The organism is Microbacterium suwonense, assembly GCF_030296555.1.
Classification (GTDB): domain Bacteria; phylum Actinomycetota; class Actinomycetes; order Actinomycetales; family Microbacteriaceae; genus Microbacterium; species Microbacterium suwonense.
Genome location: NZ_AP027728.1, coordinates 1,193,346 through 1,204,235, shown reverse-complemented (window position 1 = coordinate 1,204,235; position 10,890 = coordinate 1,193,346). Strand labels below are relative to the sequence as shown.

General features: G+C 67.6%; 13 protein-coding genes and 1 pseudogene. 7 read left to right on the top strand and 7 right to left on the bottom strand.

Going from position 1 to position 10,890, the window contains the following annotated elements; genetic code table 11:
- Positions 1-53 precede the first annotated feature (53 nt).
- Together QUE33_RS06140 and QUE33_RS06135 are read left to right on the top strand one after the other, a co-directional pair.
- Entirely contained in the window at positions 54-269 is a 216-nt protein-coding gene (locus tag QUE33_RS06140; RefSeq protein WP_286302534.1) for a hypervirulence associated TUDOR domain-containing protein, read from the top strand.
- Positions 262-840 carry a DUF488 domain-containing protein gene (locus tag QUE33_RS06135; RefSeq protein ID WP_286302532.1) on the top strand — a complete coding sequence of 193 codons (579 nt, stop codon included), beginning with the start codon at positions 262-264 and terminating at the stop codon, positions 838-840. Before QUE33_RS06140 ends, QUE33_RS06135 begins: the two co-directional genes overlap by 8 nt.
- Here QUE33_RS06135 and QUE33_RS06130 read toward each other — a convergent pair.
- From QUE33_RS06130 to QUE33_RS06100, 7 genes and pseudogenes are all read right to left on the bottom strand, one after another.
- Positions 800-1,561, bottom strand: a complete 762-nt coding sequence (locus QUE33_RS06130; RefSeq protein WP_286302531.1) for an SGNH/GDSL hydrolase family protein — start codon at positions 1,559-1,561, stop codon at positions 800-802. The two genes, QUE33_RS06135 and QUE33_RS06130, sit on opposite strands and share 41 nt — an antisense overlap.
- Before the next feature lie 149 nt (positions 1,562-1,710).
- Positions 1,711-2,498, bottom strand: a pseudogene (locus QUE33_RS06125) (carbohydrate ABC transporter permease).
- 116 nt (positions 2,499-2,614) lie between these two features.
- Positions 2,615-3,604, bottom strand: a complete 990-nt coding sequence (locus QUE33_RS06120; protein WP_378760838.1) for a carbohydrate ABC transporter permease — start codon at positions 3,602-3,604, stop codon at positions 2,615-2,617.
- Between the two features lie 29 nt (positions 3,605-3,633).
- Entirely contained in the window at positions 3,634-3,771 is a 138-nt protein-coding gene (locus QUE33_RS06115) for a hypothetical protein (RefSeq protein WP_286302527.1), read from the bottom strand.
- Positions 3,768-5,060 carry an extracellular solute-binding protein gene (locus QUE33_RS06110; protein WP_286302524.1) on the bottom strand — a complete coding sequence of 431 codons (1,293 nt, stop codon included), beginning with the start codon at positions 5,058-5,060 and terminating at the stop codon, positions 3,768-3,770. The genes QUE33_RS06115 and QUE33_RS06110 overlap by 4 nt, the downstream gene beginning before the upstream one ends.
- An 83-nt stretch (positions 5,061-5,143) precedes the next feature.
- Positions 5,144-5,896 (bottom strand): SIS domain-containing protein, encoded by a 753-nt coding sequence (locus tag QUE33_RS06105; protein WP_286302522.1) that lies wholly within the window; start codon positions 5,894-5,896, stop codon positions 5,144-5,146.
- The gene (locus QUE33_RS06100) at positions 5,893-6,522 is read right to left on the bottom strand and encodes a MurR/RpiR family transcriptional regulator (protein WP_286302521.1); all 630 of its coding nucleotides are present in this window, start codon (positions 6,520-6,522) and stop codon (positions 5,893-5,895) included. Before QUE33_RS06100 ends, QUE33_RS06105 begins: the two co-directional genes overlap by 4 nt.
- 24 nt (positions 6,523-6,546) lie before the next feature.
- On the opposite strand from QUE33_RS06100, the gene QUE33_RS06095 reads away from it, so the two are divergent.
- The 5 genes from QUE33_RS06095 to QUE33_RS06075 all read left to right on the top strand — a co-directional run bounded on the left by QUE33_RS06095 (position 6,547) and on the right by QUE33_RS06075 (position 10,843).
- Complete coding sequence (locus QUE33_RS06095) at positions 6,547-6,765, top strand: hypothetical protein (protein WP_286302519.1); 219 nt, start codon at positions 6,547-6,549, stop codon at positions 6,763-6,765.
- A gap of 153 nt (positions 6,766-6,918) precedes the next feature.
- Positions 6,919-7,968, top strand: a complete 1,050-nt coding sequence (locus QUE33_RS06090) for an N-acetylglucosamine kinase (RefSeq protein WP_286302517.1) — start codon at positions 6,919-6,921, stop codon at positions 7,966-7,968.
- Positions 7,965-9,632: an arginine--tRNA ligase gene (gene argS / locus QUE33_RS06085; protein ID WP_286302515.1), complete on the top strand. Its 1,668-nt coding sequence runs from the start codon at positions 7,965-7,967 to the stop codon at positions 9,630-9,632. The genes QUE33_RS06090 and argS overlap by 4 nt, the downstream gene beginning before the upstream one ends.
- Before the next feature lies 1 nt (position 9,633).
- Positions 9,634-10,410, top strand: a complete 777-nt coding sequence (locus QUE33_RS06080; protein WP_286302513.1) for an LmeA family phospholipid-binding protein — start codon at positions 9,634-9,636, stop codon at positions 10,408-10,410.
- A gap of 52 nt (positions 10,411-10,462) precedes the next feature.
- Positions 10,463-10,843, top strand: a complete 381-nt coding sequence (locus QUE33_RS06075) for a VOC family protein (RefSeq protein ID WP_286302511.1) — start codon at positions 10,463-10,465, stop codon at positions 10,841-10,843.
- Positions 10,844-10,890 lie beyond the last annotated feature (47 nt).

The following is a 10,890-nucleotide window of genomic DNA, read 5'->3' as shown; positions in this document are numbered from 1 at the left end:
GCAGAGGGAGAATACCGGAGACGTCGCAGTCGGAGGCGGAGAAGGAGCGCAGCATGTCTCAGCGGTTCACGGTCGGAGACCACGTCACGTGGAACTCCGAGGCCGGGCATGTGAGCGGTCGCATCACGAAGGTGCACACCTCCGACTTCGACTACAAGGGCCACACCCACCGGGCCAGCGACGACGATCCGCAGTACGAGATCAAGAGCGACAAGACCGAACACGTCGCGGCGCACAAGGGCAGCGCGCTCACGCGCATCGATGACTGAGCCCGCCATCCTCACGATCGGGCATTCCACGCATCCGCTCGATGGTTTCCTCGCGCTGCTGCGCGGCGCGGGCGTCGGCACGATCATCGACGTCCGGCGGCTGCCCGGCTCCCGGCGGTGTCCCTGGTTCGATCAGGACGACCTCTCCTCCAGCCTGGCGGAGGCCGGCATCCGCTATCAGCACGTCCCGGAGCTGACCGGACGCCGGCCGGCGCAGCACGATGTGCCAGACGAGGTCAACGCGCTCTGGCGCAACCGCAGCTTCCACAACTACGCCGACTACGCGATGGGGGCGGAGTTCGCGCGCGGTCTGGAGCAGCTGATCGCACAGGCCGATCCACGGCATCCGCCCGCAGTGATGTGCTCCGAGGCGGTCTGGTGGCGCTGCCACCGGCGCCTCATCGCCGACCATCTGATCGCGCACGGCGTGGATGTCGGGCATCTGATGCCCGACGGTCGAGTCGTCCCCGCAGAACTCACCCCGGGTGCGGTGGTCGCCGCAGGAAACGTCGAGTACCCAGCGGCGGATGCTACTTCGCCGGCTGCTGCGCCGTCCCGTCCGCCGCGGTGACCGGTGCGGACATGAACCCCTCCAGGGCCTGATAGACCTTCTCGGCGAGGTATTCGTGGCCGGCGTTGGATGGATGCTTGCGCCCGGCGTCCACATCGATCACATCGAGGTAGTTCGCCGCGGTGATCCAGCGATCCTGCACGGGGGAGATGTACCACCACAGGCGCTCGGCGGCCAGACGCGCCAGGTCGCGATCGATCCGCGCGGTGCCGGCCCCGACCGGCAGCTCGTGCGGCGCCGGTCCGAGCACGACGATCGGCACATCGGGGAAGGTCGACGTCAGCGCGTCCCAGGCGGTGTCCACCGCCGCGGGGAATGGCGCTGCGTCCTCCCGCCGGTCGTTGATGGAGCCCTGGACGATGATCAGGTCGGGAGCGATCGCGGCGTCCAGACTGCGGATCCGCGTGCCGTAGTCGGGGCCGTCGATGCCGGGCTTCTGGTAGCCGCTGCCCCGCACTCCGTCCACGACGGTCTCGCCGTCGAGAAGGTCGGCGAGAAGGTATGCATATCCCTCAGTTCGCGGCGTGGCCGCCGAGCCGTACGTCCACGAATCGCCGAAGACCAGCACTCTCGGATGCTCGGGCAGCGTCAGCGGAGCGGGGGAGATATCATTCTGCGCGGCGGCGACAGGGGCGGTCTCGGCCGGTGGCATCCAGGGCCGGGAGACGCCGAGGGCCACGGTGAGCGCGACCGCAGCCGCGCCCACGATCACGAGCGCCATGCGGCGGAGCCGGGGAGCGCACGCAGGGTCATGGGACGAGAGTAGGTCATGTCGGAGCGGATGCGAATTCGCCCATCGGCACGAGGCTCAACGCCACGCACCCCTCCTCGGCCGGGGCCGGGAGGGGCGCGTGGGCGGGCAAGCGGATGCTACTTCGAAGTGCCCTGAGAGACCGACCCCTGCAGCTGACGCTGGAACAGGATGTAGACGATCAGCACCGGGATGATCGTGATCATCACGGCGGCGAACATCTGGCCGAAGTCCAGTGCATAGCCCGCTGAGGAGGCGTACGAGGCCATGCCCTGGGACAGCACGTAGTTGTCCTTGTCGGTGTTCAGCGAGATCGGCAGCAGGAACTGGTTCCACAGGCCCAGGAAGTTCATGATCGCCACTGCCGCCATGCCGGGCTTGGCCATCGGCAGCATCACCTGGAAGAAGGTGCGCCACTCGCTGGCGCCATCCACGTAGGCGGCCTCCTGGATCTCGTACGGCAGCGACTTGAAGAACGAGAACAGGAAGAACACCGTGAACGGCAGCGCGAACGCGACGTAGGTGATGATCAGACCCGGCAGGGTGTTCAGCAGCCCCATGTTCTGCAGGATGAAGAACAGGGGCACGATGGCGAGGAACACCGGGAAGGTGAGTCCTGCGAGCATCAGGTAGTAGATCACCTTGCCGCCGGGAACGGAGAATCGGGCCAGCACATAGGCGCACATCGCCCCGAGCACCATCACCAGCACGAGCGATACGCCCACGACGATCACGGTGTTCAGGAACATCCGGCCGAAGGCGTTGTCCACCCAGGCGCTGATGTAGTTGTCGAAGTTCCACTCCGCGGGCAGGCCGAACGGCGAGGCGAAGATCTCCTGGTCGTCTTGAACGAGCCGATCAGTGTCCACAGCATCGGCAGGATCACGACCAGCGACCAGATCCCCATCACCGCATGGGAGACGCCGCTGACCGCCTTGTCGCCCGTGGTGGACTTGACGGCGCGTGTCGGACGCTGGGGCTTCTGCCCGCGATCGATGGTGATCGCGGCGCGCGTCTCGGTGCTCATGCGCGTCCTCCTTCATCCTTGCCGCCGATCAGGCGGAACACGCCGATGACCAGCGCGGCGAACAGCAGTGTGACGACGGCGAGGACCACGCCCATCGCGGTGGCCAGCCCGAACTGGCCCTTCTCGAAGGCCGTGCGGAACAGGTACTGGCTCATCACCAGCGTGCTGTTGCCCGGGCCGCCGGTGGAGTTCAGGCCGATCATGTAGACGAACGCGTCCAATGCCATGATGCCGAGGTAGATGTAGGCGGTCTGCACGTTGTCACGGATCTGCGGCAGCAGGATCGATATGACGGTGCGGAAGCGGCCGGCTCCGTCGATGCGGGCGGCCTCGAGGGTCTCGGCGGGGATCCCCTTGATGGCGGCGATGAACAGGATCATGTAGAAGCCGACCATGCTCCACACGATCACGAAGATCGTCGCGCCCATGGCGGTGCGCTCGTCTCCCAGCCAGGCGAACTGGTTCGTGTCGATGCCGAACACGCCCAGGATGCCGTTGAGCAGGCCGTTGGGTGTGTAGATCATGTTCCACAGGATCGCGATCACGATCGCGGGGATCACGTACGGGAAGAATGAGATGACGCGGTAGAAGCTCGAGCCCTTCAGCCCGCGCACCTGGCCCTGGCTCGGTCCGCCGACGGTGATCATGCTGGCGAAGATCATCGCGATCACGATCGTGATCAGCGGGACGAAGATGGCCAGCACGACGTTGTTGAGCATCGCGCGCAAGAAGGTCGGGTCATTGAACAGATGGACGAAGTTGGCGATGCCGACGAAGTCCATCGTGTCCGAGAAGCCGGTCCAGTTGGTCATGCCGTAGTACAGGGCCTGCAGGAACGGCGAGATCACGAAGATCAGGAAGATCGCCAGAGGCAGGCCCAGGAACACCAGCAGGAACGAGACGTAGTCGAAAGTCAGCTGGCGCCGCCCGAAGCGGGCCGGCTTGCGCCGACCCGCCCCAGCTGCGGTGACCGCGGCCGTCTCCAACCCCGGTCCACCGCTGACGGTGGAGTAGCTCACTTGATCTCGATCTTCTTGATGGAGCTGTCCTCGCGGACCTTGTCGACGATGGCCTGGAGCTGCTTGGTGATCTCAGCGACCGTCATCTTGCCGTCCAGGAACGAGTTCCAGATCGGCAGCTGATCGGAGTTCATTCCGTACAGGTTGGTCGACTTGATGGTGAAGACGTTCTCACCAGCGGCCTCCAGCATCTCGGACTGCGAAACCAGCGCCGTGGAGCCGAAGCCGTCGGCGGGAACCGTGCCCTTGACGATCGTCGGCGCCAGCTTGTTCTTGGCGAACGCGGTTGCCGACTCCTGCGAGAGCATCGTGCGCAGCAGCTCCTTGCCGCCGGCCGGGTTCTTCGCCTTCTTGGGGACGATGAACGGCTCGCCGGCCTCGGCGCGCATGGTGCCCTTCGGTGTGGTCTGGTTGCCGTCGAGGGAAGCTCCGCGAAGCCCTTCATCTTGAAGTTGTCGGCGGTGGTCTTCTTCATCTCGTTCTCGATCCACGAGCCCGAGGGGTACAGCAGCGCATCCTGGTCCAGGCTCCACTGCGCCTGAGCCTGGGTGAACTGCGTGCCGCCACCGCCGGGCTTGACATAGCCCGAGGCGATCAGATCGTGCAGGATCTCGAGGATGCTCTGGATCGCGGGGTGCGACCAGGCCTTCGGGTCGAGATTCTCGAACGGGATGCGGAAGTCGTCGCCGGCCTGGATGACGGCGGAGTCCACGACCATGGTGTTGTAATAGGTCGCCGCCTCCTTGCCCCAGAGGAAGAGGTACTTGCCCTTCTCCTTTGCGGCGGCGCCGAGAGCCTTCAGATCCTGCCACGAGGTCGGGACGGTCCAGCCGTTCTCCTCGAACAGGCTGGAGGAGTACCAGATGCCGTACACCGTCATGACGTAGTTCAGTGCCACGAACCTGCCGTCGAAGGTGCCCGGGGCCTTGACCCCGCCGAACAGCGTGTCGCTGATCTTGGTGCCCTCCAGGCTGTCCGAGTCGAGCACGTCGTCGAGCTCCTCGAGCTGGTCGAGGATGGTGTTCCACCCGATCGAGTTGGCGCCCGAGTTGTCGATCAGGTCCGGCGGGTTGCCGCCGACGAACCGGGGCTGCAGCTCCTGGGCGATCTTGGTGGACGATGCGACCTTGACGGTCACGCCGTCGAGGTTCTTGTTGCCCTCCATGATCTTCGCCGAGTTCTCGACGTAGTCGATGCCGTAGCCGCCGTCGAAGATGACGGCGTCGACCTTCGAGTTCGCCGCGACGCCGAACGGGTTGTCGGCCGTCGTCTTGTCGCCGGCCGGCTTCTTGTCGCCGTCGCCGCTGCCGCCTCCGGGTGCAGCGCACGAGGCGAGGGTGGCGCCGAACGGCAGCAGCAGTGCAGCCGTCGCCGCACCTCGCAGCAGGTTGCGACGGCTGATGGATGCTTCATTGAGTTCCATCTTCATACCTTCCGTTGTGATGTGATCGGTGTTTGGGTTGCGGGCCCTTCGACGAACTCAGGGACCCAGGATGAGCTCGGAAGTCAAGCTCCCCGTCGGATGCGGCCCGCGTAGCGGTCCTCAAGGACGGAGTTGTGCTCATCGCCGCCGGGGATGTTGGCGGAGATGTACATCGGGGGCGTGTCACCGCGATCGCTGATCGTGCGCGCGACGCCGAGCGTCAGCAGCTGCGCGATGAACGCTGCGGTGATCGAGGAGATCGCGCCGGCGGCGATGCCGTCCGCGACCTCCAGGGTCGCGTCGCCGTAGGGGGCGAGGTTGTCGATGACGACGTCGGCGATCTCGCTGAGCCGCTTTCCACTTGGGTGCTTCGGCTGCACGCGCGTGGTGTGCTCCAGGCTGGTGACCGCGATCACCGCGTGACCATGCTGCTGCGCCCACAGCGCCGTGCCGACGATCGAGCCGTTGACGCCCGAGTTCGACGCGATCAGGAACACGTCGGCCTCGCCCACGGGGACGGTGGCCATCAGCTCGTCGACGACCCACGGCTCGCGCTCCAGTGAGCCGGTGAGCACGTCGACCGCCCGGTCGCCGTGCAGGACGATGTCGCGCAGGGCGAATCGGTTGGTGGGGATGAGCCCGCCGGCGCGTCCGGCGATCTCCATCGCGAACGCCTCGGAGTGTCCGGTGCCGAAGGCCTGGATGACGCCGCCGCGGTCCAGTGCGTCGACCATGTGCGCGATGGCGGGATCGAGTGCTCCGGCCTCGGCGCCGGCGGCGAGCCGGTCGAGCCGGGCAGTCGCCTCGTGGAGCAGTGCGGATGCTGTCGCAGTCATCGGGTCTCCTCGGCGGCGATGGAGGCGGGCTTGGGGGCGCGCGGCGACCGGCGGTGCGCCGAGACCGCCATCGCGCTGGCCGCCAGGCGTGTGGAAGCCTCGCCGAACATCTGCTGGGCGACCAGCAGGTACAGCAGATCGAGCACGAGCAGCTGAGAGTGCTTCACCGACAGATCGTCCGGGCGCAGGTAGTGCGAAGGTTCGGCGGTGGCCAGAGAGACGTCGGCGAGCCCGGCGAGCCACGAGTCCGCGTCGTGCGTGATCGCCACGGTGAAGGCGCCGGAGGCACCCGCCTGCGACACCATCTGCACGGTCTCCTCGGTGCGACCCGTGCTGGAGATGCCCACCGCGACGGAACTGGAGTTCTGCATCACGGCGCTGGTGAGCCCCTCGTGCACATCCGACCACGCGTGCGCGTTGACCCCGATGCGGTAGAGGCGCCCCTGGAACTCCCGGGCGATGACACCGCTGCCGCCGACGCCGTAGATGTCGACGTGACGAGCGGCCGCGATGGAGTTGGCCACCTGCATGACGCTGTCCAGGTCGAGGCGGGCGGCAGTGCTCTCCAGGCTGTCCACGTGCAGTGCGACGAGCGTCTGCAGCACCTTGCCCGGCGCATCGGTCACGCCGAACTCCTCGCCGATGTCGGCGTGCCAGCTCTCGTCCGCGTCCCCACGCCCGATCTCGCTGGCGACGCCGACACGGAACTGCGTGTACCCGTCGAAGCCGATCGCCCGGCAGAAGCGGGTGACGGTGGCGGGGAGGTGCCCGCACGCTCGGCGAGCTCGGTGATGGTCAGCTCTACGGGAGCCGCCGGATGCCCGGTGACGACGTCGGCGATCTTGCTCATCGCCGTCGGCATGGTGTGACGACCGGCCGCGATGCGGCGCGCGATCGTCATTCCGTTGCCGAAGTCCTTGGTCCGTGGCACCATTGCCTCCTGAATCCCCGTCGGGGGTTTTTCCCGTTGAGATGAAAACTATTCTCACGCGACGAAAACGTCAAATAGGACAACATCACAAATGAGTCACGAAGCGCTGCTGCTGGGCATCGACGCCGGCGGAACCTCGACCAGAGCGGTGCTGACCGACATGCACGGGCAGTGCCTCGGCTACGGCGTCGGCGGGCGCGGCAATCCGATCTCGGCGGGCCCGGAGCGGGCGGCGGAAGGTGTGCTGGATGCCGTTCGCGCAGCCCTGTCCGCGACCGGCCGCACTCTCGCCGAGGTCTCGGTGATCGTCCCGGCGATGGCGGGGATGCGAGCCTCCGGCGGTGTCGACTGGCTGCTGGATCGGCTGGTGGAGCACGGTTTCGTGGGGCGTCTGGTGTTCGAGTCGGATCTGCTCGCGACCTACTTCAGTGGCGCGGCGTCGACGTTCGGATACGCGCTGGTGTCGGGGACGGGCGCATGCGTGATCCGCGTGCAGGACGGGCGCATCGAGAGGACCGGGGATGGCCTGGGCTGGCTGCTCGGCGACCGGGGGAGCGGTTTCTGGATCGGTCAGGAGATCGCCAGGGCGGCCGTGCAGGATCTCGACGGCACGGGGCCGCGAACCGCGCTGACCGATCGCGTCCTGGCGCATTGCGACATCGTCAGGACGGACGCTCGAGTGGATGGACGCCCGCGCGAGCTCGAGCAGCTGGTGGGCGCGCTCTATTCCCTCCCTCCGATCGAGCTGGCAGGCCTCGCACCCTACGCGTTCGAGGAGACGGATGCCGTGGCCCACGGCATCCTCACCGCGGCTGGCGAGCATCTTGCCGACACGCTCTGCGCAGTGCTGACGGGACCTGGACCGCTCGTGGTCGGCGGCAGCGTACTCTCTCGCACCGGGCCCGTGCGGGACGCCTTCCTGGCACGGCTGGGGGTGCCGGGCAGTCGCTGGACCTGCGCCCGGTCGGCGATGGGGCGGTCGGGGCGGCGGTGCTCGCGGTGCGCGCGGCAGGAGGGCGGCCGGACGACGCGATCCTCGCGCGTCTCACCGAGACGGTGGACGCGTTCCGCTCGTGACCGACAGCGTGCCGTCGCCGAGCGGGAGTCGGGCACCGCGGGCCGTAGACTTGAGGGTCTATGAACCCTGAAGCCCTCGCCGCAGCCATCCTCGCCGTTCTCACCCCGGTCGCGGACTCGCTGCGACCCGACGAGGAGCTCGGGCTGACGGCATCCGACGTCGTCCTGGATCGCCCGCGCAACCGCGATCACGGCGACTGGGCGACGAACATCGCGATGCGTCTGGCCAAACGGCTCGGCACGAACCCCCGCGAGCTGGCGCAGCGGATCGCCGACGGTCTGGCAGCTGTCGACGGGATCGCCGCCGTCGACGTCGCGGGACCGGGGTTCATCAACATCCGCCTGGAAGCGGCCGCGGCGGGTGCCCTCGCCAAGACCATCGTCGATGCCGGCTCCGCCTACGGCACCAATGATTCGCAGGCCGGTGTCTCGGTGAACGTCGAGTTCGTCTCGGCCAACCCCACCGGCCCCCTGCACATCGCCCACACCCGCTGGGCGGCGCTGGGCGACTCGATCGTGCGACTGCTGCTGGCCAGCGGCGCGCATGCCGTGCGCGAGTACTACATCAACGATGCGGGTGCGCAGATGGAGCGCTTCGCACGCTCGGTGCTGGCCGCGGCCAAGGGCGACCCGACCCCCGAGGACGGCTACCCGGGCGAGTACATCGCCGATCTGGCACGGCGCGTGCTCGAGGCGCATCCGGCCCTGCTGGAGCTGCCCGAGGACGAACAGCTGGTGGTCGCACGCGACCAGGCCTACGAATATCAGCTCGCCGAGATCAAGAGCTCGCTCGAGCGGTTCAACGTGCCCTTCGACGTCTGGTTCTCCGAGCGCACACTGCACGCCGCATCCGATGACGGCGGTCCGAGCCTGGTCGACCGGGCCGTCGACCGTCTGCGTGCCCAGGGGCATGTGTTCGACGAGGAGGGCGCCGTCTGGGTGCGCACCACCGACTTCGGCGACGACAAGGACAGGGTCATCCGCCGCTCCAACGGCGAGTACACCTACTTCGCCGCAGATGCCGCCTACTACCTGAACAAGGGCGACCGCGGCTTCCAGAACAAGATCTACCTGCTCGGCGCCGACCACCACGGCTATGTCAACCGGCTCAAGGCCGTCGCCGGCGCCGCGGGCGAGGATCCCGAGAAGAACATCCAGGTGCTGATCGGGCAGATGGTGTCGATCAACGGCGCGCGACTGTCCAAGCGCGCCGGCAACATCATCGAGATGGACGACCTGCTGAACTGGCTGGGGCCGGATGCGCTGCGCTACTCGCTGGAGCGCTCGCCCGCCGACTCGCCGCTCGACCTCGATCCCGAGCTGCTGCAGAAGCGGACCAACGACAACCCGGTGTTCTACGTGCAGTACGCGCACGCCCGCACGCACAACGTCGCCCGCAACGCGGCGGCATCCGGCGTCGACCGCTCGGAGTTCGCGCCCGAGCTGCTCACGCACGAGACCGAGAGCGCCCTGCTGGGCGCCCTGCAGGAGTTCCCGCGACTGGTGGCCTTCGCCGCACAGGTGCGCGAGCCGCACCGCATCGCGCGCTACCTCGAAGAGCTTGCCGGCCTCTACCACCGCTGGTACGACACCTGCCGCGTCATCCCCAAGGGAGACGACCCCCTCGAGACCGTGCACCGCACGCGACTGTGGCTGAACGACGCCACCGGTCAGGTGCTGCGCAACGGCCTGCAGCTGCTGGGCGTCACCGCTCCCGAGCGGATGTGACATGACCGCGCCGCCGATCGTGGGGAACGTCCGGCATCGGCGGGCGCGGTGGCCGTGGATCCTGCTCGTCGCCCTGGGCGTGCTCGCCGCGCTGGTCGTGGCCGCTGAGCTGCTGGCCCGCACCGTGGTGCCGGGAATCGTGCGCTCCGTGGTCGTCGAGCAGCTGGAGCTGCCCACCGATCAGCAGCTCGAGGTGCAGACGGCCGGCATCCTGCTGCCGCAGCTGGTCTGGGGAACGCTGCACGAGCTGCGGCTGTCGTCGGACGAGGTGACGATCGGCGGCATCACCGGCTCCGCGCACGTCACCGCGACCGATGTGCACATTCGCGGCGGAGCGCTCGGCACGGCGAAGGGCACGGTATCGATAGATCAGACGCAGTTCGCGGCGCTGCTGCGGGACTCGCAGCTGCCGGATGCCGAGATCTCCCTGGACGCCCCGAACGCAACTGTGCAGGGCGAGATATCCCTGCTCGGACGCGACATCCCGGTCGGACTGACCGTACTCCCCGCGGCCGACGACGGTAACCTGCTGCTCACGCCGATCTCGGTGACCCTGGGCGGGAGCCAGATCGACCTCCAGGGGCTCGCGGACCTGCTCGGCTCCGCCGGGGAGAAGCTCGCCGGCCCGCAGCGCATCTGCATCGCCGATCGGCTCCCGGCCGGCATCACGCTCACCGGACTGCGTATCCAGGGCATCCGGGCGGTCGCCGACATCAGCGCCGACGGCCGCATCACCGTCGACCCCGCGCTGCTCGAGAACGGCAGCTGCCCAGGTTGAGTCCCTGCGGGCGCAGAGCCGCTCTTCTGCCCAGCCGCCGTAGAATTGCGGGATGGAACGCTGGAAACCGGCCTCCTACCCGTCGATCAGTCCCTACCTGGTCTGTCAGGACGCAGAGGCGCTCATCGAATTTCTCGGCGCGGCATTCGGCGGGGTTCTGCAGCGCAGATTCGACCATCCGGACGGATCGCTGATGCACGCCGAGATCAAGATCGATGACAGCGTCGTGATGATCGGCGGCGGGGCGACCGAGACCGCACGCGCACCGGCGCACATCCATCTGTATGTCGAAGATGCTGCTGCGACCTTCGCTCGGGCTGTCGAGGCCGGCGCGAGCGTCATCCAAGAGCCCGTGCGCAAGAGCGAGGACGATGACCTGCGTGGCGGTGTGCAGGATTCGTCGGGCACCATCTGGTGGATCGCAACGCAATAGGATCGCCGCCGCCAAGAGTCGAATGCAGGGACGCGGGCACTGAGCGC

Bases quoted from the DNA above. Each gene is read 5' to 3' on its own strand.
- QUE33_RS06140 (WP_286302534.1), top strand. From the start codon at position 54: ATGTCTCAGCGGTTCACGGTCGGAGACCACGTCACGTGGAACTCCGAG.
- QUE33_RS06135 (WP_286302532.1), top strand. From the start codon at position 262: ATGACTGAGCCCGCCATCCTCACGATCGGGCATTCCACGCATCCGCTC.
- QUE33_RS06130 (WP_286302531.1), bottom strand. From the start codon at position 1,561: ATGGCGCTCGTGATCGTGGGCGCGGCTGCGGTCGCGCTCACCGTGGCC.
- QUE33_RS06115 (WP_286302527.1), bottom strand. From the start codon at position 3,771: ATGAACTCCGATCAGCTGCCGATCTGGAACTCGTTCCTGGACGGCAAG.
- QUE33_RS06110 (WP_286302524.1), bottom strand. From the start codon at position 5,060: ATGGAACTCAATGAAGCATCCATCAGCCGTCGCAACCTGCTGCGAGGT.
- QUE33_RS06105 (WP_286302522.1), bottom strand. From the start codon at position 5,896: ATGACTGCGACAGCATCCGCACTGCTCCACGAGGCGACTGCCCGGCTC.
- QUE33_RS06090 (WP_286302517.1), top strand. From the start codon at position 6,919: ATGAGTCACGAAGCGCTGCTGCTGGGCATCGACGCCGGCGGAACCTCG.
- argS (WP_286302515.1), top strand. From the start codon at position 7,965: ATGAACCCTGAAGCCCTCGCCGCAGCCATCCTCGCCGTTCTCACCCCG.
- QUE33_RS06080 (WP_286302513.1), top strand. From the start codon at position 9,634: ATGACCGCGCCGCCGATCGTGGGGAACGTCCGGCATCGGCGGGCGCGG.
- QUE33_RS06075 (WP_286302511.1), top strand. From the start codon at position 10,463: ATGGAACGCTGGAAACCGGCCTCCTACCCGTCGATCAGTCCCTACCTG.